At 69.3% G+C, this 19311-nt stretch carries 20 protein-coding genes and 2 tRNA genes; 19 read left to right on the forward strand and 3 right to left on the reverse strand.

From position 1 onward, the window contains the following. Positions 1-80: 80 nt before the first annotated feature. A complete protein-coding gene (locus AC5L36_RS27680; protein WP_441221479.1) occupies positions 81-662 on the forward strand; it encodes a flavoprotein in 582 nt (193 codons plus the stop codon). Between the two features lie 30 nt (positions 663-692). Here AC5L36_RS27680 and AC5L36_RS27685 read toward each other — a convergent pair whose 3' ends face one another. Continuing rightward, entirely contained in the window at positions 693-1160 is a 468-nt protein-coding gene (locus tag AC5L36_RS27685; RefSeq protein WP_441221481.1) for a hypothetical protein, read from the reverse strand. Between AC5L36_RS27685 and AC5L36_RS27690 the strand changes: the two genes are divergently transcribed. The 14 genes from AC5L36_RS27690 (at position 1144) to AC5L36_RS27755 (ending at position 10809) form a co-directional block, all read left to right on the forward strand. Next, positions 1144-1977 (forward strand): helix-turn-helix domain-containing protein, encoded by an 834-nt coding sequence (locus tag AC5L36_RS27690; protein ID WP_441221482.1) that lies wholly within the window; start codon positions 1144-1146, stop codon positions 1975-1977. The two genes, AC5L36_RS27685 and AC5L36_RS27690, sit on opposite strands and share 17 nt — an antisense overlap. Continuing rightward, on the forward strand, positions 1974-2192 hold the full coding sequence (locus AC5L36_RS27695) for a hypothetical protein (protein WP_441221484.1): 219 nt from the start codon (positions 1974-1976) through the stop codon (positions 2190-2192). The genes AC5L36_RS27690 and AC5L36_RS27695 overlap by 4 nt, the downstream gene beginning before the upstream one ends. Positions 2193-2308: 116 nt before the next feature. Further along, positions 2309-3094, forward strand: coding sequence for a Scr1 family TA system antitoxin-like transcriptional regulator (locus AC5L36_RS27700; protein ID WP_441221486.1), 786 nt, complete (start codon positions 2309-2311; stop codon positions 3092-3094). Positions 3095-3235: 141 nt separating this feature from the next. Further along, the gene (locus AC5L36_RS27705; protein ID WP_441221488.1) at positions 3236-3964 is read left to right on the forward strand and encodes a GntR family transcriptional regulator; all 729 of its coding nucleotides are present in this window, start codon (positions 3236-3238) and stop codon (positions 3962-3964) included. A 113-nt stretch (positions 3965-4077) separates the two neighbouring features. Next, positions 4078-4500, forward strand: a complete 423-nt coding sequence (locus AC5L36_RS27710) for a hypothetical protein (RefSeq protein WP_441221490.1) — start codon at positions 4078-4080, stop codon at positions 4498-4500. A 101-nt stretch (positions 4501-4601) separates the two neighbouring features. Then, a complete protein-coding gene (locus AC5L36_RS27715; protein ID WP_441221492.1) occupies positions 4602-4784 on the forward strand; it encodes a hypothetical protein in 183 nt (60 codons plus the stop codon). Further along, entirely contained in the window at positions 4781-4996 is a 216-nt protein-coding gene (locus AC5L36_RS27720) for an AMED_5909 family protein (protein WP_441221494.1), read from the forward strand. Before AC5L36_RS27715 ends, AC5L36_RS27720 begins: the two co-directional genes overlap by 4 nt. Beyond that, a complete protein-coding gene (locus tag AC5L36_RS27725) occupies positions 4993-5157 on the forward strand; it encodes a hypothetical protein (protein WP_441221496.1) in 165 nt (54 codons plus the stop codon). The genes AC5L36_RS27720 and AC5L36_RS27725 overlap by 4 nt, the downstream gene beginning before the upstream one ends. Further along, positions 5154-5558, forward strand: coding sequence for a hypothetical protein (locus AC5L36_RS27730; protein ID WP_441221498.1), 405 nt, complete (start codon positions 5154-5156; stop codon positions 5556-5558). Before AC5L36_RS27725 ends, AC5L36_RS27730 begins: the two co-directional genes overlap by 4 nt. After that, positions 5558-6970, forward strand: a complete 1413-nt coding sequence (locus tag AC5L36_RS27735) for an FtsK/SpoIIIE domain-containing protein (protein ID WP_441221500.1) — start codon at positions 5558-5560, stop codon at positions 6968-6970. Before AC5L36_RS27730 ends, AC5L36_RS27735 begins: the two co-directional genes overlap by 1 nt. A gap of 59 nt (positions 6971-7029) precedes the next feature. Next, the gene (locus AC5L36_RS27740; protein WP_441221866.1) at positions 7030-7662 is read left to right on the forward strand and encodes a DUF2637 domain-containing protein; all 633 of its coding nucleotides are present in this window, start codon (positions 7030-7032) and stop codon (positions 7660-7662) included. Positions 7663-7709: 47 nt separating this feature from the next. Next, positions 7710-9392 (forward strand): replication initiator, encoded by a 1683-nt coding sequence (locus AC5L36_RS27745; RefSeq protein WP_441221502.1) that lies wholly within the window; start codon positions 7710-7712, stop codon positions 9390-9392. A gap of 20 nt (positions 9393-9412) precedes the next feature. Beyond that, a complete protein-coding gene (locus AC5L36_RS27750; RefSeq protein WP_441221504.1) occupies positions 9413-9631 on the forward strand; it encodes a helix-turn-helix domain-containing protein in 219 nt (72 codons plus the stop codon). Continuing rightward, complete coding sequence (locus AC5L36_RS27755; protein ID WP_441221506.1) at positions 9631-10809, forward strand: site-specific integrase; 1179 nt, start codon at positions 9631-9633, stop codon at positions 10807-10809. Before AC5L36_RS27750 ends, AC5L36_RS27755 begins: the two co-directional genes overlap by 1 nt. A gap of 92 nt (positions 10810-10901) precedes the next feature. Here AC5L36_RS27755 and AC5L36_RS27760 read toward each other — a convergent pair. After that, positions 10902-10972 (reverse strand) — tRNA-Gly (locus AC5L36_RS27760). Positions 10973-11103: 131 nt separating this feature from the next. On the opposite strand from AC5L36_RS27760, the gene AC5L36_RS27765 reads away from it, so the two are divergent. The 4 genes from AC5L36_RS27765 (at position 11104) to fxsT (ending at position 17659) form a co-directional block, all read left to right on the forward strand. Further along, positions 11104-11177, forward strand: a tRNA-Pro gene (locus AC5L36_RS27765). A 535-nt stretch (positions 11178-11712) separates the two neighbouring features. Further along, positions 11713-12897 carry an FxsC protein gene (fsxC, locus tag AC5L36_RS27770; RefSeq protein ID WP_441221508.1) on the forward strand — a complete coding sequence of 395 codons (1185 nt, stop codon included), beginning with the start codon at positions 11713-11715 and terminating at the stop codon, positions 12895-12897. A 104-nt stretch (positions 12898-13001) separates the two neighbouring features. Continuing rightward, positions 13002-13763, forward strand: coding sequence for a TIR-like protein FxsC (locus tag AC5L36_RS27775; protein ID WP_441221510.1), 762 nt, complete (start codon positions 13002-13004; stop codon positions 13761-13763). Then, a complete protein-coding gene (gene fxsT / locus AC5L36_RS27780) occupies positions 13760-17659 on the forward strand; it encodes an FxSxx-COOH system tetratricopeptide repeat protein (protein WP_441221512.1) in 3900 nt (1299 codons plus the stop codon). Before AC5L36_RS27775 ends, fxsT begins: the two co-directional genes overlap by 4 nt. Here the strand turns inward: fxsT and AC5L36_RS27785 are convergent. Beyond that, on the reverse strand, positions 17648-19309 hold the full coding sequence (locus tag AC5L36_RS27785) for an aKG-HExxH-type peptide beta-hydroxylase (RefSeq protein WP_441221514.1): 1662 nt from the start codon (positions 19307-19309) through the stop codon (positions 17648-17650). The genes fxsT and AC5L36_RS27785 overlap by 12 nt on opposite strands. Between the last annotated feature and the right edge of the window lie 2 nt (positions 19310-19311).

The raw sequence follows: 19311 nt of genomic DNA on the forward strand, positions 1-19311 counted from the left end.
ACCGACTCGATCGTGTATTCGATCAACGATGCGGTGCGGCTGGAATCGGCGATAGCGTACGGCGAAGAAGCGCATCCAGGATGGACGGGAGACCTGTGGCGGAGCGAGATCATCGGATCCTCACGGCCGTAGTGTGCGGAGCTGGTGTTGCGCCCGACGCGTATCGGTTGGTCGAGCTGGCGCTGAACAGGGGTTGGAGCGTCGACGTGGCTGCCACACCGTCCGCGTTGGCTTTCCTGGACGTGGCGAAGCTGGAGGCGCTGACCGGCAATCCCGTGATCAGCGAACATCGCCGGCCAGGAGAGGTACGACGTTCGCTATCGGAGGCCGACGCGCTCGTGGTCGCACCGGCGACGTTCAACACGATCTGCAAGCTGGCTCTGGGGATCAGCGACACCTACGCCCTCAGCACGGCGGCCGAAGCTATCGGGCGCGGTGTCCCCGTCGCGGTGCTGCCATTTGTCAACGCGGCGTTGGCCGGACGCAAGCCGTTCGTGGCTGCGGTCGAGTCGCTGCGGTCCGAGGGCGTCCGGGTGCTGTTCGGCCCTGGCGGGTGGGAGCCGCACCCACCTGGGACGGGCGGGGAGCGTATCGACGCGTTTCCGTGGGCGGCTGTGTTGGATGCGGCTGGGGTGTCCGCGGTTGCCGGTGGGGCTGGCTGACCAGCCGGTCACCTGTATCCGCTCCTTGTATCAGTCGCTGTAATGGTTTGCCGCAGGCTGCCACGAGATTGTCGGTGGCATGACCGAGCCGAGCGTCTCGAGCCAATGCCGTTCCTGTGAGGGCCGTGGTTGGCGGCTGTCCAGCGCGCGGGGTGTGGTGCGGGCGGGTGAGTCGCCGGTGAGCCTGCGGCGGCGCACGTGCCCGGACTGCGCCGGGGTGCCCGTGTCGGCGGGGTCGTGAAACCGGGTGCCGGGGCGGGTGTCAAAACGGTGTGCCAGGGCGTACGGACCTCGGTCGCCGCGATGTTTGCCCCCGCCCGCCCCGGCGCCCTCCACATCGAACAGTGACCGCGGCAGCCGGTTGTCCGGCGCGGCCCGGAGTAGGAGGTGTGTGGTGCCGACGAAGCGGGAGACGTTTCTGCATTCGTTGCGTGCCCAGTTGTTGGGTGACCGGATGCGGCGGATGCGGGAGGAGCGTGGTTTGACGTTGAAGTACATCGCCGCGTTCCTCGGCGTCGAATTTTCGACGTTGGCCCGCTATGAGCGGGCGGAGTGGCCGTTTCGGGCTGATCACGTGGCCGCGCTGTTGGACGTGTACGGCGTCTACGCCGAACACGAGCGTGAGGAGTTGCTGTCGATGGCCCGTAACGCCTGGCGGGTGTGTCAGTGGCAGGTCGACGGGATGAAGGACACCGAGACGGCTGGGGTCAACGATCAGCCGCAGTTGGATCCGTGGTGGATCCAGTCGCGTACCGAGGAGCTGTTCGTGTACGCGCCGGGAGTGGTCCCGCCGTTGTTGCAGTCCCGCGACTACGCCGAAGCGTTGTTGCGTCGCGCGGATCCGAAGGCGCCGGCGCAGTTGGTGGACTCGCGGCTGCGCGGGTTGATCGGGCAGCAGGAGATATTGGACGCCAAGCCGCCGATGCGCCTGTTGGCGATCCTGGAAGAAGACCTGCTACATCGGCCGATCGGCGGCCGGCTGGTGCTGGCCGCCCAGCTGGAGCACCTGGGCCGGGTGGTCGAACGACCACACGTCCACGTGCGGGTGCTACCCCGGTACACCGGCTGGCATCCCGGCCTGTCCGGCGCGTTCACCGTCTGCCAGCTGCGGCCCCCGTACCCGGCGGTGGCCGTGTTGGAGCAGCTGACCGGCCGGGCCGTGCTGGAAGCCAACGCCGCCAACACCTACATGCAGGCGTTCGAACGCATCCAGGAGACCGCGCTGAGCCACGCCGAGTCGATGGCGTTGATCGCCACTATCGCCGAGGAAATCCACGCCGCCACCCCCTCTGATCGGAAGAAGGAAACCGTATGAGCATGATCCCGTTCGACTCCGACGCCACTCGGGCCGCGGTCGCGGCGGCCGCGCAGGCGGTCGCCGCTGAATGCGAACGGCTCGGCATCCCTGTCACGGCGGAGCAGTGCGAAAGCCTGGCCATCGCGGTGATCAGCGCCCATCAGGCGTTCACCGCGGGCGTCCACTACGCCCACACCCAACCCCACACCACCGCCGCCGAGCCGGGCCAATAGCCGCACACCCGCGATAGACCGGTCTGCCGCCGCCCCGACTCCCAGACAGAACAAAGCGCCTAGGGGCGGCGGCAGACCCCTATCTGTCCCTTGCCACGTCACGGAGGAACCCGGACATGCCCATCCCCGCACCGCCGGCCGATCAACCGTTCGTGCGCACACTGCGGGCACGATGGCTCGGTCAACAGCTGCGCGCCCTGCGCGAGCAACGCGGCCTGACCCTCGCGGACGTGGCCGCGTCGACCGGGCGGCCACAGGGGTTGTGGGACCGGTTCGAGTGGGCCGACTGGCCGATCAGCCGCGGCGACGTCACCACCCTGCTCGACCTCTACCGCGTCCACGACGTACAACTGCGCGAGCGGCTGCTGACCATCGTCGACCACGCCTGGCGGCTGCACCACTGGGACACCGGCGACCACCCGGATCACAGCGAGGACGGGGCGGACGCGTCATTCATCACCCTCGACTGGCTCATCCGGCAGGCCACCAAAATGCAGATCTTCGCCACCGTCCTACCCGTCGAGCCGCTGCCGTCCACAGCCGACCCGACTGTGCCGGTGGAGCTGGTGATCGCGGAGACAGCGCTGCGCCCGGAACCTGGCGACGCCCTGGTCCACCAGCTCGGCTCGGGACGGCTGACCCATCTGGTGTCGCTGCCTTACGTGCAGGTGCAGGTCCTGGCCAACCCCACCGCCCGACAGACCACTACCGGTGGGTTCACCGTCTTCCGGTTCCACCACCACCCGCCGGTCGCCTACCAACACACCCTCGCCGGACACCATTACCTCGAAGGACGGATCGCCGACCGCACCATCGAGGCCTACCGCGCACTCCGCACCAGCGCCCTCGACGCCGGCACCTCCCACCAGCTGATTGAGAAGGCCGCCGCTCAGCGGACCTGATCCGCTGGGATTGCCGGACGTGTCAGTCCTCGCAGCGCTGTGCCGAGGCACGGTCACCCACTCGGGCCTTTCCCAACATTCACAATCTCAGCTAGGGTCTTGACAAGACGAGTGGTCGAGCTGATGAGGGGTGGTGCGCGGATGCCTATCGAGGTTGCGCCGCCAAAATACGTCCTTGTGGTCAATGCGATCCAACAGCGGATCGAGGACGGCACCTACCCACCGGGGACGGCTATCCCGTCCGAAGCGCAGCTGACCGCCGAGTTCGACGCATCCCGCCCGGTCATCGTCCGTGCGCTGGGCATCCTCCAGCAGGACGGCTGGATCGAGTCCCAACAGGGCAAGGGCCGCTTCGTCCGCTCCCGCCCAGGCGCCGCCGCACGACGGGCACCGGCACACGTGGCCGGCCTGCTGGACCAGGCCGAGGACGCCGCCGTCACGGTGCTACGGGTCGGCCCGGTGATGGCCCCGAACCGAGCCGCGGTCGCCCTGGACCTGGACCCGGAAACCCCGGTCATCGCCCGCCGCCGCCTGGTCGTCGCTGAGATCGGGCCGGTGGAACTGTCCACCTTGTACGTGCCGGTCGAACTGGCCGCCAGCACCGAAATCGGCAAGCCGGAACCCATCAGCGGGAGCGTGCTGCGGCATCTGGGACAGCGCAAGGACGTCCAGTTCGACCACGCCACCGAACGACTATCCGCCCGTCTGCCCACCGCCGAGGAGTCGGAGCTGTTGAAGATCGGTCGCCGCGACAGCGTCCTCACCCTGCTCATCACGGTGTTCGACATCACCGGAAAACCACAGCTCGCCGTCGACGCGGTCCTGCCTGCCAACCGGCACGAGTTGGAGGACTCCTTCCCGCTCCACTGAGGTTCTTCAGATCCATCGATCAACTTCCTTGACGCTCATCGTTGTCGAGCTATGCTTGACGACAACTCGACAAGTCAAGTTGTCGCTCTAGCGGCAAGCTGGGAGGTTGATCAGTGGTTCCCCTGTCGTTGAAGGTCCCGGTCCCGTTCGAGTACGTGTTCCCACACGGCGCGCTCGGCCTCGGCGTCGACGCGCAGCTCGACTTCGACCGGCGTGGCCAGGCGGACGACCAGGCCAGGGACAAGGACTCCGGCGAACGTGTCTGGGTCGTCCGGGTCATGGACCTCGACCCGGAAGCGGGCCGGTTCGGCCGGTCCACCGAGGTCAAGGTGAAGGTGATCGCTGCGCATCGGCCGGTGCTGCCGGCCTCGATGGTGCCGGGCTATCCGCCGTCGATCGCGTTCGACGGGCTCACGTTGACGCCCTATGTGGACTCGCAGCGGTGCAAGGCCACCGGCTCGTGCAAAGCCCGGATGGCGTACTCGCTACGCGCTACCGCCGTCCTACCGGCTGCCGCGTCCGCGCCGGTTGCGTGATCGCAAATCCAAACAAGCGGGGCGGGCCGATTTCCCCGCCAAGAGACTCCGGTCCGCCCCGCACCCAACCCGTTTCCCCTCGCTTGGAAGGGAGGGCCGTGGTGCCCACCGTAATCCACCTTCTCCGCACGTCTACAGGCCGCGGGGAGGTGTGGCGACACTGCGAGATCTGCGACGAACTCGCCGCGATGCCGCCGCACGTGTTCATCTGCGACGCCTGCTCGATCGTCGCCAACCCGGCCCACGGGCTTCGTCTGGTCTGGGCCGAGGGGTGGTCGCGATGACCGGAACCTCGTTCGCCGTTGACTTGTCCGCGCTCCTGAAGTCGATTCCCGGGCTGACCGCCTCGGCTACGGAGCGGACCGAGTGGTTCGACCGCAAAGCCGACCTGCTCCAGCGGATAGCCGACACAGACGGCTACCTGCACGCCGAAGCCGTCGAGCTGGTCGATACGGCCCGACGGCGGGCCGCCGAACTGCGGGAGGGACGGTCATGAAGCTGCCTCGCCTCTTCCGCCGGCGGCGGCCGTCACTGGTCGACGAGATCCGCTGCCCGCACTGCCTGCGCTGGGTCAAGCCGCGCCGGTTCGACTTGCAGCACATGGCGTGCAAGACCTGCCGCCGCACTCTTGCCCGGCCGGGGTGGTGGGTGCTGTGACCCCTCGACGCATCACCGTTCGCCGGCTCGCCGCGCCGGGCATCCTGGCGGCGCGGGAGCTATACACCGGCTGCCCGGTCGACGTGCTCCGGGTCGCCGCCCTGGTCGAGATCTCCGCCGCTGCCGCCACCCTGGCCCGCACCGTGGTGCGGCTGCGCCGGATGGATCCGGCCACGATCACCCCGCACGTCGCCGATCCCACCGATGCACGCGCAGTGCTGGGTCGCGGCCAATGGCTGCCCACCATGACCAAGCACGTCCCCGCGCCACCGCGCGGCAGGCGCACCCGGACCCGAAAAGCTCCGGCCGTGTCGGCTTCGGTGCGTCGCAGGGACGCCCGTCGTGCCGGCGCGCTGGCGCAGCTTCCGCCCCGGCCGGCCAACACTGGCGGTGGCCGCTGATGCCGCTGATCAACGTCATTCCCGGCGACAAAATCCCCACCGCGCCACTGAACGTGCGGGTGCCGATGTGGCGTGTTCCCGGTTGGCTGATGCTGCTGGTCTGGATTGGCCGGGGCCTGGCCCGTGTCGTCGTCCTGGCGGTCCGGTACTGGTGGCTCACCGTCCCGGCCGGCCTCGCGGTGTGGGTGCGGGCCGAGTACGGGACCGTCGTCCTCGTCGCCGCGGTTCTCGTCCTCACCGGCGGCTGCGTCACGTGGTGGCAGCTGCATCCCGCGTCGTGGCTGCGGTTTGGCTGGTATCCGCTGGTCGGTCGGTGGCGTCGGGTGTGGGTGTACCGGCGGCGGTGGGCGTCCGCGATGGCCACCTGCGGCCTGGCGACCGTCTTCGACGGCGACCGGTACATCCCCCGCCTCGGCAAAGTCCGCTCCGACTCCTTCGGGGACGAGGTCACCGTCCGACTGTTACCCGGGCAGATCCCCGACGACTGGGCCACCGCCGCGCCCCGGCTGGCATACACGTTCCGGCTCCGCGACGGCCGCGCGTATGCCGCCGCGAAGCCGGACCGGGTGACGCTACGGTTCCTGCGCCGCGACCCGCTAGCCGCGCTCGTCGCCCCGCTGCCAGTGGCCGGCGTACCAGACTTCACCGCCCTGCCCCTCGGTATCCGGGAGGACGGGGACGTCTACCAGCTGCGGCTGACCGGCTCGCAGCTGCTGATCGCCGGGGCGACGAACTCGGGCAAGGGCTCGGTCATCTGGTCCCTGATACGAGCCCTCGCTGGCGGCATCCGCTCCGGGCTGGTGGAGCTGTGGGTCTTCGACCCCAAAGGCGGCATGGAACTGGCCGCCGGCACGCCGTTGTTCGCCCGCTTCGCCTACGAGGACCCCGACCGCATGGCCGGCGTCCTGGAAGAGGCCGTCAAACGCATGCGCCACCGGGCCGCCCGACTACGCGGCACATCCCGGCAGCACGTGCCCACGCCCGCGGATCCGCTGATCGTCATCCTGATCGACGAGCTGGCCGCACTGACCGCCTACATCACCGACCGCAAAGTCAAAGAACGCATCAAAGAAGCACTCGGCCTGCTGCTGTCCCAAGGCCGCGCGGTCGGCGTCCACGTCATCGCCGCGCTCCAGGATCCACGCAAAGAGGTGCTGCCGTTCCGGAACCTGTTCCCCACCCGCATCGGCCTTCGGCTGGTCGAGAAGGAAGAGGTGGACATGGTCCTGGGCGACGGTGCTCGGGACCGCGGGGCTCTCTGCGATCAGATCCCGGAGACCGCGCCGGGGATCGGCTATGTCGCTTTGGACGGGGTTCGGGAACCGGTCCGGGTCCGGTTCTCCTACCTCACCGACCACGACATCACCCAACTGGTCCGCGACTACGCCCGGCCGGGCGGTGGTGCCCTGTGACCCGCAGCGAACGTGTCGAGGGCGTGGTCCTGGTCCTCATCCTCATCACTGTCGGGACTATGGCCGGCGCGGCCTCGTTCACCCACGTGCACGACTGGACCATGCACAACTCACCTGCCGGGACCGGGGACTGGTTCGGCTGGGCCAACGCCGCCATCTCCGAACTCATCCCCCTCGCCGCCCTCCTGACCATCCGCCGCCGGCGGCGGGCCGGTGGCTCCATCGGCTACCCGTTGGCGCTTCTGGTGGCGGCGGTGGCTCTGTCCCTGGCCGCGCAGCTCGCGGTCGCCAAGCCCGGCCTGTCCGGGTGGCTGCTGTCCGCCGTTCCGGCGCTGGCGTTCCTCGGCCTGTCCAAGCTCGTCCTGACCGTCCCCGCCGCGCCGGACCGGGCCGGGACGGCACAGGACGACGGTCCCGAGCCCGTACCGCCGCAGGTCAACCCTGAGGACGACCGGGACGGCGTGACCGTCGACATGCTCCAAACCGCACGCCAGATCGCACACGAGCATCAAGCCGCGACCGGGCGGCCGATCACCCGCGACGAGCTGCGCTCGGCAATGCGGATCGGCAACAGCACCGCATCGCAACTGCTGCGGCAGATCCGCCAACGGGACACACCAAGTCGGGCACTGGTCCCGGTCACCGGGTTCCCGTCCCGCAACGGCAACACACCCGCTGGAGGTGACCAGTGACCGAGCCCCATCCCGTCGACCCGCGACCGGGCTCCCGAGCCGCCCGAATGCGCCAACCCCTCGCCAAAGACGCCCTACGCCTGCTCGCCGAACAACACGGCGTCTGCGTCCGCCCCCTCGCCCTACGCCGCACCGACACCCACACCGGCCTCACCGAGGTCGTCGAAGTGCCCTGCGGGGCGCGGCTGGCCGCCAAGTGCAAGCCCTGCGCCGAACGCAACCGCCGTCTCCGTATCCAGCAGATCCGCGAAGGCTGGCACCTGGCCGACGAACCGGCCGTGCAAGCCGACCGGCCTACCGGCGAGGTGCTGGAGCTGATCCGCTACCGCGCACACCTGGAGTTCGCCCGCGAACAACTCATGTACGAACCCATGACACCCGACGAGCGGGCCGCCCAGCTGGCCGACCTCGACGCCGCCACCACCGAGGTAGACGAACATCTCGCACAAGCGAGCCTGCGCGGGCACCTGACTCCGCGCGACCGGGACGACCACCGGCCGCGCCGGAAGCGGTCCACCAGGCGGCGCCAGGACTCACCGGACCTGCCCCGCCTGCCGGTCGACGCGCGCACCGTCGGGCGGGTCTACGCCGGCAGGACTGGCAAGACCCACCGGCCCTCGATGCTGGTCACCCTCACCCTCGATTCCCACGGGTCGGTGCACCAGCACATCCGGCGCGGCGCCTACGTCCTGCCCTGCGAATGTGGCACCAGGCACGGCCAGCGAGACGACGTGCTCGGCACGCCGATCGACCCCGCCAGCTACGACTACCGGCGGGCCGCACTCGACGCCATCCACTTCGCCCGCGTCCTGGACCGCTGGTGGCAAAACCTACGCCGCGCCGCCGGGTGGAACGTCCAATACGCCGGCGCCGTCGAGCTCCAACGCCGCCTCGCCCCACACGCACACTTCGCGATCCGCGGCACCCTGCCCCGACGGCTGCTCAAACAGGTAGCCGGCGCGACCTACCACCAGGTCTGGTGGCCGGCCTTCGACCAACCGAAGTACACAGTGGACCGACCGCCGATCTGGGACACCGACCAGGGCGCCTACCTCGACCCACGCACCAAGCAACCACTGCGCAGCTGGAGCAAGGCACTGGACGAACTGGAAGACGAGGACGCCGAACCGGCCTACGTCGCCCGGCTCGGCCGGATCGACGCACGCGGCATCGAAGCCGGCGGCAAAGACACCGAACGCGCCATCCGCTACGTCACCAAATACGTCACCAAAGACCTCACCGAACACGCCGCGCCGCAATCGGACGCGCAGCGGGCGCACTTCGACCGGCTCCACGCCGCGTTGGCCACCCTGCCGTGCTCGCCTACCTGCGCCAACTGGCTGCTCTACGGAATCCAGCCGGACGGCGTCAAGGCGGGCCTGACACCCGGACGCTGTTCCGGCAAAGTCCACCAACGCAACACCCTCGGCTTCACCGGCCGACGCGTGCTCGTCTCTCGGCAATGGTCCGGCAAGACCCTCACCGACCACCGCGCAGACAACCGAGCGTGGATCAGGAGCATCCTCGGCGGTGGCCTGGCGGACACCGAGGAACAACCCCAAGCCGACCGGTACACCTTCGAACTGGCTCGGCCCGACGACCCCGACATCCCACCACTCGAACACCGCATCCTACGCGCCGTCTCCGCACGCATCCGATGGCGCACAGAGTTGCACCAAGCCAGACAACGCCTTTCGGCAACTCAGCGACCGAACCCGCAGGCCGCATGACCGGAGAAGGAGGACGCCGGATGGATGACGAGCTGCTGACCGCCGATGAGGTCGCTGCTCGACTCCGTGCAACACCCCGATTTGTGCGCCGGCTCGTCGCTGAGCGGCTCATCGAGTACGTCAAGGTTGGCCGGCTGGTGCGCTTCGAAGCGTCCGCCGTGGCGGCCTACATCGAGAAGAACCGCGTCGTACCAATCAGTCGCGCGCAGCTGCGCCGCTACCTGAGGGAGTCTGCCTGATGGCCAGGAGAAATGGCCGCCGCCGTTTCGGCAACGTCCGCAAGCTTCCGTCCGGCCGCCATCAGGCGCGGTACCTCGGACCGGACGGCATCGAGCGGACGGCGCCGAACACGTTCGAGACGGAGAAGCAGGCGGAGAAGTGGCTCACGATCGTCGAGTCCGAGATCATCAAGGGCGACTGGGCGGCGCCAGAGGCGGGTGAGGTGCTGCTCGGTGAGTACGCCCAGCAGTGGATCGCAGAACGCAGGCTCGCTCCACGCACTCGCGAGAACTACGAAGACCTGTACCGGCTACGCATCCGCCCGTACCTTGCAGACCTCGCCCTGGGCACGATCCGGCCCCAGACCATCCGCACGTGGCGCAAGAAGCTCCTCGACGGCGGCACGCCGGAGCCGCAAGCGGTGAAGGCGTACTCGCTGCTGCGGGCGATCCTGAACACGGCGGTCAAGGAAGACGAGATCATTCGGCAGAACCCATGCCGCATCAAGGGATACGACAGGTACCACACCCCGGAGCGACCGGTGGCGACCGTAGCCCAGGTGTACCGGCTGGCCGAAGCGGTGCCTGACCGGTTTCGGGCGCTCATCCTCGTGGCGGCGTTCTCCGGACTGCGCTGGGGCGAGTTGGCCGCCTTGCGCCGGTCCGATGTCGACCTGGCGGCTGCCGTGGTGCGGGTGCCCCGGAAGCTGGCCGCGCTGCGCAACCGGATGGAGTTCGGGCCGCCCAAGTCGGAGGCGAGCAACCGGACCGTCACACTTCCGGCGGCCGCAGTGACCGCGCTCAAGCCGCACCTGCTCCAACACGTCGCGCCCACCCCGGAGGCCCTGGTCTTCACCGGCGACAAGGGAGCGCTGCTGCGGACCGGCAACTTCGGACGGGCCGTGAGGTGGAAGGCGACCGTCGCCGCCGTGGGGCTGCCTGACGGCTTCCACTTCCATGACCTACGCCACACGGGCAACAACCTCGCCGCGTCGACAGGAGCGAGCACGCGCGAGCTGATGCACCGGATGGGGCACTCCAGCATGCGGGCCGCGCTGATCTACCAGCACGCGACCAGCGAGCGCGACCGCGAGATCGCGGCCGGCATGGACAAGCGGATCTCGAAGCAAGATCCAAAACGGAACAACCGGCGCAAGCCAGACGACCCGGACGACGGTCAGCTGGCACGCGTCGGCTAGTGGCACGCCAATGGCACGCAAGATCGAAAAGCAGCCCATGCGGGGCACAGTCATCGATGAAAAGTTGGCTCTGACCTGGGCCGGGACTAGAGAGCGGGCGACGGGAATCGAACCCGCACCGTCAGTTTGGAAGACTGAAGCTCTGCCATTGAGCTACGCCCGCGCGTGCCCCGACTATGCCGGGGCGCGCCACCAGAGTACTGGGTCGGGGCGGTCGGGCGCGCGCGGCATCCGGCCGGCCCGCGCGGGGCGTTGCGCCGGCCGTCGAGGTGACCGCATAGACTTCTCAGCGCACGGGGTGTGGCGCAGCTTGGTAGCGCACTCGCTTTGGGAGCGAGGGGCCGTGGGTTCAAATCCCGCCACCCCGACTTGACAGGCATCTGACCTGCATAAACACGGGCTGTGCCGGAGTCCCGTCGTCAGGGAACCGGCCTGGGCCCTCGGCCGCGCCGGCGAGCAGGCGTCGCGATCCCGACAGCGACTAAAGAGCCCGGCTTAACCGAGCGACACAGCCGGCTTTCGGGAGTAATCGGGCCAACTGTCGCTAAGCTGATATCCGGTGGCTTGCATGCTCAGGACACCGTTAGTGGCCTATGTGGGAGGTGCGCTCAAGCCGGGGAGGTTGTGGAATGCCAGCAGATGTTGTTATGCCCTCGTTACGGTCGCGCTGGCGACTCCCGGCAGGCAAGCCATGACCAGGCACGGAACATCGCGCACGCGCAAGTCAGCCGTTAGCGCGCCGTCAAGACCCGGATTGCCCACCGATGTGGAGAGGTATAACCTCCCCCTCGCGGCACGACTGTCCGATTCTCGGTCAACACCGGGCGGCGTGCTCGACCCCATACTCGGCGCCCCGGCGGAAACCACGATCGAAAGCTTCCGGCCCACCGAAGGAATGGACAGGTGCCGAATTTCTTCTTGAGCTGGGCCGCTGGCGAGGACGACCTACACGTCAGGCAGCTCTTCGTTGACCTCCGGCGCGCTGTGTCCACATTGACCGGCCAGCCGGAGCCCGAGTGCGGATTCTCCGGCGGTGTCCCGGCCACTCTCGAAGCGTGGCCGGCGGGCATGGTGCCGGCCCTTGCCGAGTCCGATGTGTTCGTCGCCCTGTGGTCCCCTCGCTACGCGCTGAACGAGGCGTGCGGGCGCCAGCTGTGGATCTTCGAGGAGCGCCTGCGCCGCCAGGGTCGCGAGCCCGGCTCCGGGTCGCCGGCACTGATCGTCTTGGCATGGGCGCTGGCCGACCCGATGCCCCAGCTCGCGAGCGCCACCCTCGTGCCCGAGTATGGCGGCACCCGGCGCGGGGTCCGCCAACTCGTGAAGTTGCGGGGACTCCGCGAGCGGTACGAGACCTTCGTCGCCGACGTGGCGCGGGAGATCGTCGCGGCCGCCGCCGACAGCCCGCCGGTCCTGGCTTCGATTCCGGCGCTGGCCGACACACCCAGCGTCTCGACGATGGCGGACGATCCCACGGACCAGGGCTTGGCGGGTACGCCGCACGTCCACTTCGCCGTCGCGGCCGCGAGCCGCGACGAGATGGACAAGGTGCGAGAAGACGTGCGTTTCTACGGGCCGTCTCCCGAGGACTGGCGTCCGTACCTGCCGGCGCTGACGGTGCCGCTGGCCCACCATGCCCAGTCGGTCGCCGCGGAGGCGCTCCTCCAGTCCGACGTCGGGTCGCTGGACGACTTCCTCGACCGGCTCGAACAAGCCCGGCGCGACAACCAGATAGTCGTATTGCTGGTCGACTGGTGGGCCACCCGGTTGGATACCTACCGGCGGATGCTCGCCGAGATCGACCGGCGCGGCCTCGGCAACACCGCGGTGCTCGTGCCGGCAAACCTGGCTGACGACGAGACCACCCGAAACCGCGACGATCTCGGGTTCGCGCTGCGGCGCACCTTTCGCGATGCGAGCCGGCGGCGGGATCCGCTCTTCCGCAGCGAGATCGAGACGCCGGATCGGTTCGACGCCGATTTGATCAGGGCCATCGAAGAGGCCCGCAACCAGGTCTTTCGCGATGGACCGGTGCATCATCTTCCCGCCGGCGACTATCCAGGTGAACGACCACTACTGAGTGGACCCTGATGCTTGCGGCAGCGCCCTACACTGAACTGCGGTCAATGCCGGCCGGCACCCTCGATACCCCTCCATCCCCTCGCCCGGGCGGCGGCGACCTCGGGAGTGACCAGGTGCCCAACAATCGTGCGACAAGTAGGCTCCGCTACTTCGTCAGCTATGCGCATGATTCGGGCCCAGACGACGAGCTGGTGCAGAAGTTTCACAACGACCTGAGCCATGACGTGCGGCTGCATTCAGGCTGGTCCGACGACCGTATCGGTTTCTGCGACAGCACCTTGCGGGCCGGCCAGCGCTGGTCGCCGGCGCTGGTCGAAGCGTTGTGCACGTGTCAGGTTTTCCTCGCCCTGTGCAGCCACCATTACTTCGAGCGCCCGGCGTGCGGCAAGGAATGGACGATCTTCGCCCGGCGGATGGCGAAGGCACCGGCCCGGGTCGCCGGTCATCCCGCCTCCCTCGTTCCATTGCTGTGGGTCGTGCCGACCGGGTTTCCGCCCGTCGCGGCCCACTACCAGTACCGGGACGCGACGTTCGGCGACGAGTACCACGTCCAGGGGCTGCGCAAGCTGATGCTGCTGCGCAAAAACCATGACGCCTACTACAACTTCGTGAGTGGGCTCGCGTTGCACGTCGTCGAGCTCAACAAGCGATACGAGATCCCGCCGGAGCGCGGCCGCCCGGCCTTCGACGACATCGAGCCAGCCTTTCCCGACGGCGGCGACGACGGGATCGCGCCAGCCGGTGGATCGCGGCCTCCGCGCGGCCCCAGGCCGTCGGGCGGCCCACCGCGGCGGTCGAGGCCACCAGCCCCACCCAACAACATGCCCCGCTTGAACCCCATCCCGCCCGATCATTCAGGAGGCGACTCGCGATGAGTGGCAACGATCCTCGTCACTCCGGGCGCGTCGTCACCTTCTATTCGTACAAGGGCGGCACCGGTCGCACGATGGCACTGGCGAATGTGGCTTGGCTTCTCGCCGCCAACGGATACCGCGTGCTCACGATCGACTGGGACCTCGAGTCGCCGGGTCTGCACCGCTACTTCCACCCGTTCCTCCAGGACAAGCAGATCCGCCAGTCCGACGGGATCCTCGACCTGGTGCGCCAATACTCGGATGCCACCATGCAGTCCGGCGCCCGGCCCGAGCGCTTCGCCGAGCTCGCGCAGATCGAGGACTACGCGGTCTCGCTCACGTGGGACTTCCCGTCCGGCGGCGTCGTCGACTTCGTACCCGCCGGCCGGCAAGACAGCGCCTACGTCACCAAGGTCAGCACCTTCGACTGGGATTCCTTCTGGCGCAAGCGGCGCGGCGGTTGGCTGATCGACGCGCTGGCCGAAAACATGCGCAAGGCCTACGACTTCGTGCTCATCGACAGCCGCACGGGCAGCAGCGACACGGCTGGGATCTGCACGATCCGACTCCCCGACATAGTGGTCAACTGCTTCACGCTCAACACCCAGAGCACCGTCGGCGCGGTCGCGATGACCCAATCCATCATGAGCCAGTGCGACGCCGTCGTCTTTCCCCTGCCGACCCGCATCGACGCCGGCGAAAAGCAGAAGCTCGACCGGGGGCGCAGCTTCGCCCGGCGCAGCTTCGAGCCGTACCTGACCTTCCTGGAGGGCGAGGATTCGGCCACCTACTGGGACAGCATGGAAGTGCCGTACATCCCTTACTACGCCTACGAAGAAGTGCTGGCCGTCTTCGGTGACACGTCGTCGGCGGGTGGCTCGCTGCTCGCCCGCTATCTACGGCTGGCCGGCCGCATCGCGGGCCATGACTGCAAGCCACTGTCCATTGGAGACGCAGAGCGGATGGCGGTGGTTCGCGCCTTCGAGCAGTCCACGCCACCCGAGCCGATGACCGTGCTCGTGGCCTACGCCCCGCTGGACCGCATCTGGGCGGAGTGGCTGCGCGACCGCCTGGGCGGTGCCGGGCAGCGGGTGCGGCTGTATTGCGTGCGCAACCCGGTGCCGAGCCTCGAGGGCGTAAACCGGCTGATCACCATTGTTTCCCGCGACCTGGTCCGCTACGCCGAGGCGGGCCGGCTGTCCCGACTGGCGGCCGAGCGGGTCGCGTCCGGTGACTCGCATTTCCACGTCACCCTTCGCGTCGACGCCACCCCGCTGGAGCCCGCCCCAGCGGCGCGATCGCTGGTCGACGCCATGGGCGTGCCGGAGGATCGGACGCTCGAGATGCTGGCTCCGGCGCTCGGCGGTGGGGGCAGCCGGCTGCGCCACCCGGACGACCTGTACGCCGAGCCGGCCGAGATCCGCTATCCGTCGGTGGGGGTGGAGTACTGGAACCTCCAGCTCGGCCGCAACGCCCGTTTCTCAGGTCGGGGCGCGCTGCTGGAAGAGATCCGCGACCGCCTACAGGCGAGCGGCACCAGCGGCAGCCAGCTCGCGCTCACCGGCCTGCCGGGAGTTGGCAAGACACAGCTCGCGATCGAGTACGTCTACCGCTTCGCGGCCGCCTACGACGTGGTGTGGTGGATCTCCGCCACCCAGCCCGGCCGCGGCCGCATCGCCCTGGCCGACCTGGCGCAACGGCTGAAACTCAAGCCAGGTACCGACGTGGAGACCCAGGTCGCCGCGGTGCTCGAGGCGTTGCGCGTGGGCAGCCCGACCCGGCGCTGGCTTGTGGTGTTCGACAACGCCGACGCGCCGAGCGATTTCGAAGACCTGCTGCCGACCGGCGCCGGCCACACGCTGATCACCTCGCGTAATCCACAGTGGAGCGCGCGGATGCCGATGCTCGACATCGACGTGTTTCAGCGCGAGGAGAGCGTCGAGCTGCTGCGGCGCCGGGTTTCCCAGATCGCCGAGGGCGACGCCCGGCGACTCGCCGCTCGCGTCGGCGACCTGCCACTCGCTGTGGAGCAGGCCGGCGGCTGGCTGGCGACCACTGGCATGGCGGTCGAAGACTACCTGCGCCTGCTGGAAGGCAGCGCGGCGCGTGCCATGGAGGAGAGCGCCCCGGACGAGTACCGGGAGACCATCACGTCCACTGTGTACGTCGCCTACGACGAGCTGCGCCAGCGCAACCCGGCGGCGGCCCGGCTGGCAGAGCTGTACGCGTGCATGGCGCCGGAGGCCATCCCGTACCGGCTCGTCTCCAACAAGCGCCTTACCGAGCTGCTGACCCCGATCGATCCACGCATGCACGACCCGATGCTGCACGCCACCCTCAACAGGGAGATCGGACGGTACGCGCTCGCCCGGGTCGACACCGGCGCACCGCGCACCGGCGTGGTCATGCACCGGCTCACCCAGGAGATCATCCGTTCCCGGCTCACCGAGGAGGAGCAGGCGGAGCGGCGCGCCGACGTGCACACGGTGCTCGCCGCCGTCGAGCGGGGCAGCCCGGACAATGGGGATAACTGGAAGGTCTACGAGGCGCTCCGCCCTCACCTGCAACCCTCCGGGGTGCTGGAGTCCGAAGCACCTGAAGTACGCCTGCTGGTCATCGACACGGTCCGCTACCTGTGGAAGCGCGCTGACGTCGCGAGCGCCGAAGAGCTTGCCCGCGCCGCGCTGCGCGAATGGTCGCCCCGCACCGGTCAGGACGACACCTCCACCCTCCGGCTCAACTACGAGCTGGCGGTGGCGTTGCGCTACGGGGGCAACGAGGACGAGGCGTACGAGCTCAACAAGGAGAGTTTGGCCCGGCTCCGCGCCACCCTGGGCGAGGAGCATCCATACGCGTTGCGCGCCGCCTCCAGTTTCGGCGCGGATCTCCGGGCTCGGGGCCAGTTCCACGACGCGCGTGAGTTGGACGAGCGCACCGCCGAAGCGATGCGTTCCGTGCTCGGCGACGACGACCCCCTGACTTTGGATGCAGTCAGCAACCTAGCGACCTCGCTACGGCTGGTCGGGGAGTTCTCCGAGGCTGCCCGGCTCGACCGGGAAACCCTGGAACGGCGGCGCAAGGTGTTGGGACACCGGCATCCGGCAACACTGTCTTCTCAGGACAATCTCGGCACCGACCTTCGAGAGCTCGGTGACCTGGCCCGTGCACGAAACAACGACGAGTCCGCCGCGAACGGCTGCACCGAGACACTCGGCCAGGAACACCCGCAAACCCTCCGTGCGGCGAAGAGTTTCGCGGTCACATTGCGCCGGCTCGGCGACCTCACCACCTCAGGCGATCTCATCTCGCAGACCTATGCCCGCACGGAAGGCCTGTTCGGCGGCCGGCATCGCGACACCATCGCCTGCCGGCTGGAGCTGACGTGCGTGCAGTGGGCGTTGGGCCAGCACGAAGACGCCCGCAAGGCCGGTGAGGAGATCTACGGCGTCTGCCGGGAGCTGTGGGGGCAGCACCACCCGCTCACGCTGGCCGCCGGCAACAACCTGAGTATCTTCCGGCGCTGGGCCGGTGACGTCGACAGCGCCCGGCGGTTGGCGGAACGCACCACCGAGCGGCTCCAGGCAAGCCTGGGCCCGCGCCACCCGCATACGCTGACCGGCCTCCTCACGCTGGCCAACGCGCTGTACGCGGACGGCGCGCGGGCCGAGGCGCGGCAGCGCGACGAAGCGGCGTACTCGCGGCTGCGCAAGGCCCTGCCGGAGGAGCATCCCACCGTGCTGGCCGCGGCGGTCAACTACGCCATCAGCCACCGCTCCGAAGACGTCGACCGGGCCGAGGCGTCGCACGCGGATGCCACTCAGCGGCTGCGGAACACACTGGGTGCGGAACACCCCTACGCCAGGTCCGCGGGTGACTGGATGCGCATCGACGTCGACATCGAGCCGCTACCGATCTGACGCCTCGTCGGGCAGGCCCGCCGCCAGCCACCGCGCCAGCGGGACGAGATCGAGCGGATAACCGGCCGCGCGCAAACGGTCGGCGACCGCGCACATCAGTTCCGGCCGGAGCACGGCCGCCCGAGCGTCGCGTTCGTCTGCCACGTGCAGGGCCACGGCGAACGCCACCCAGTCGTCGGCGTCGCCGGTCCGCGCCGCACGCTGCGCGAGCACGGTCGGCGCCACGTCGGGGAGCGGCCGGTCGCCACCCAGCCACGCCTCGCGCGCGGTCTGGGCGACGCGTGGTGCCCCGGCGACGACGCGTGCGGCGGATATCGGAGGGCACGACCTCCCCTCCTCCCACGCGCCCGCCAGAGCCTTCGCCTCCGCTCCGTCCACCGCGAGGTGGGCGAGACGCCAGCCGACCTCGCTCGCCACGGCGTACCGTACCGCGACCCGCCCCGCATCCTCCGAAACGGGCTCCGCCGCCCATCGGACCACGGACCGCCGCAGCCGCCGCACAAACAACTCGCCGTAGGCGGTCAGCTCTCCGCCTTCCGCGAGTTGCCGCAGCGCGGCGAGGGTATCCCGGCGCCAGTACGCGAACTCGAACTCGGCCAACCGAGCCGCCTCACCGGCGGTGGTGCGCCGTCGCGCTCGCCAGAACGCGGTCACGCCCGTGTACGCGTACGCGCCGTCCAGAAGAGGTCCGGCGGGTCGTGGATCCGGGCGCCAGGGCGCGTAGTACCGGGCCGGACCGCCGGCCTCGCAGAGCGGCACCAGGTCCGCCAACGCGCTCAGCTTAGCGTGCTGGTACTCGTGCAACAGCGCCTCGGCAAGGCGATCCACATCGGACGGTGCGGACAGTGCGACCGCGCCGAACGCCTCGCGTGACGTGGCACTGACCACGGCTCCCGGCGCGGGGTCCCGCAGGGGTACCAGGGCACGCAGTACCGCGCGCATGCCCGCGGCGTGCCGCGGCTGCTCGCGGACGAGGATGCGCCACGCGTCCTCGCACGCGCGCGCGAGGCGCTCCAGCCGAGCGGCCGGCAGCCGGCGCGCGACCGGATGGGTGTAGCAGCGCCGGTAGGGGTCGACGTCTTCGACGAGGAGCGAGAGCGCGTGTGGCCCTGAGCCCAAGGAAATCCTGCGTGCCGGCCGCCAATGCGGCGACTCGCGGGAGAACGGGGCATCGAGCCGAATGCGCCGTGCGGTGCCTTCGAATGTCAGCCGCTCGCCGTCGCCACGCAGCCGTACCGCGCCGTGCCCAAGGCCGGTGGCGGCGCCCACCCCGGGCAGTACCAACCCATCACGCACCGCCGGCAGGGTGAGCTCGAAGGTTATCCCGGCCGAGGTGGCGGCCGCCGCGGCGAGCGCGGCGAGATAGCCGGCGCGCGCCCGCTCGGCGCTGGCTCGCAGCGTCCGCGCGGCCCATACCTCCAGAAACGGATGCCGCAGGGCCTGCTCGACAGCGGCTGGCGCGGCCGCCTCCACGTCGGCGAGCAGGCCGAGGGCGTCCCGCGCCGCCGGACCTACCCGTTCCACCGCGCCGAGTACGAGCAGGCGTTGCCGGGCGAGCCGGCCGTCGGTCAGGACGGCGATCGCGTCCGGCGTCCCGTATCCGCTGGCGAGGCTGAGGAACTGATCGCGGGTGAGCGTGTACCGGTCCATGT

The organism is Phytohabitans sp. LZ39, from assembly GCF_059359075.1.